2 protein-coding genes are annotated in these 2,090 nt (G+C 53.0%); one reads left to right on the forward strand and one right to left on the reverse strand.

Features of this window, described 5'->3' with window-relative positions; all coding sequences use genetic code 11:
* Positions 1–171: 171 nt before the first annotated feature.
* Positions 172–531 carry a hypothetical protein gene (locus HEQ72_RS11200; RefSeq protein WP_168023428.1) on the forward strand — a complete coding sequence of 120 codons (360 nt, stop codon included), beginning with the start codon at positions 172–174 and terminating at the stop codon, positions 529–531.
* Between the two features lie 95 nt (positions 532–626).
* Here the strand turns inward: HEQ72_RS11200 and HEQ72_RS11205 are convergent, their stop codons facing one another.
* Complete coding sequence (locus tag HEQ72_RS11205; protein ID WP_245184344.1) at positions 627–1,559, reverse strand: replication initiator protein A; 933 nt, start codon at positions 1,557–1,559, stop codon at positions 627–629.
* Positions 1,560–2,090: the final 531 nt, after the last annotated feature.

Raw genomic sequence — 2,090 nt, forward strand, 5'->3', positions numbered from 1 at the left:
TTCATTCTACCAGCACCATGGCTTCATAGTGCTGCCTGACGCGCCGCGCATGCTGTTCCTGCCTCTGGCGACCATCCGGGGACTGCCGTAAAAACCATTGCGCAGCACCAAGCTACCAACCACGGCCATGGCATGACGGTATTTCGCCTGAATCTGGATACGGGAAATTCAATGGACACAATAATCAGCGCACTTAACGCAGGCGCCTCGGTGTTTATAGCTGCAATTGCATTCTGTTCGCTAAAAACATGGCAGTGCCAGGACAAAGCCAAAAACAAAGCAGAACTTCTCAATGCAGTACTGGACGCTTTTCATACTTACGCCATGAACCTTACCAGGTCGTCAGAAGCCCTGAGGTTCATAAGAAAAAGTATGAACGGCAAATGGAAAAAGACAGGTAGAGATCCGATATTTGAAATTGCCTATATTCAGAGAAATGGAATGCCTGACAGGAAAAATCTGGAGAAGGCGTTGCTGGATTCCCAACTGCCAGAAAACAGGCTTCGTGACTTGATATTAATAGTTACTTGAATCCTATTAATTAAACGGGGAAGACGCCAGTAAAATACCACCATAAATGGGGCATCGCTCCCAGCGCGAAACACAGGGGGGCCGTGTCTGCACAATCAGGGATAGCCGCGCTTCTCAAACCAGCTTTGGCAGAACTTCACGAAGTGGCGCTCCGGGCACTTTGGTATGATTTCGTTCTCGCCAAGCCATGAGCGCCATTCCTGCTCCAGATAGTGAATATCCCAACCCGGCGCGGCGTTGCGGGCATCGCCGAACACATCGGCATCGAGCCCTCCCGCCCACGGCTCGACTGGTGCCAACGCCGCCTTCATCGTGCCCCGGTTCTTGAACGTGACCATGCCCTCCTTCTCATCAAAGGTTACATGGTAGTCCGGCAGGTGATCGGTTATCGACAGTTCCCGCAGCGAGCGCCGGAACTCTTTCACCGAGGACTTCGATCCCGATTTATTGAACAAGACTGCGGGCGAAACCTTCCAGGAAGCCTGCTGGCCGCAGTGCTTACGCGCCAGCTCGTAAATCCGCCGCTCAATCGGTCTCCGCAGCCGGAAATAATCACGGTGCAGGGTCAGCACTTCATTGTGCCGTATCGCGTTGAACACCCAATCTGAGAGGGTGATTTCGCAGGAGATCAGGCGGCCATCGAGGCCATGCTTGCGGCGGATGGATGAAGCGTCGATCAGGCCAAACGTGTCAGTCTGCTCTTCATCGCCTGTGCGAATGTTGGTCGAGATCGTCGTGCCGCGAATACGCTCGATAGCATCTTGCAGCGCCTCGTAGTCCTTCCCTGCCGTGCCACGATTTGTGAAGATCAGCAAGTCCCGGCTGTTGATGCGCACCCGCTTGGAGACAGGTTCGTTGTTCTTCAGTTTCGCCATGATCTGCGAAATGCAGTAGATCAGAATGTCCTTGTCGTAGATCGTGGCGAGCCCTTTGACGCTCGGCGTCACCTGTAGCCACTGACCATTGTGCTCATAGCGCCGGATGCTTGTCTCTGGCTTCTTCGAGAGCGAGTAGAACGGATGCTCCATTTGCGGCATCACGTCCACGCAACCAAGTGAGCATGTTTTTCGCAAAACCTGTTGAAGCCTGCCTTTCAGCCCACGCCCGAACCCGAACCCTGTCGTCTCCGGGTACCGTCGCCGTGGTTACCGACGTCGGCTTGGCGTGCTTTATTTTCCGTTTTCTGAGACGGAAACGGTTAAAAAATTCCCCCTTTCTCACGCTTGCGTTGAGCACGGCCCGGCCGTGCGAATAAGCATCCTCATGGAATGAGGACAGGAGGTGGGCCCACCTCCTCTATCCTGCCGGTGGGTACGACGTAGAAACTTTTGGAAACTCGTAGAAACTCGTAGAATACCACTTAGATACTTGCCAATTTCATTTGCACCCCTGTTCGCAGTTATACATACTGTCTATTTCCACTTTACATGGCTTTTACTTTCTATACCTGCATTGACATTTCATAGTGTTGTCGCTAGCTGTGAAGGCTGGGGTATCTGGTTGCACGCCCCCGCACTGTATCCAGGAAAGGACAACAGCAATGAGCAGCGTACAGGACA

It is taken from the genome of Haematospirillum sp. 15-248, assembly GCF_012102665.1.
Lineage (GTDB): Bacteria > Pseudomonadota > Alphaproteobacteria > Rhodospirillales > Rhodospirillaceae > Haematospirillum.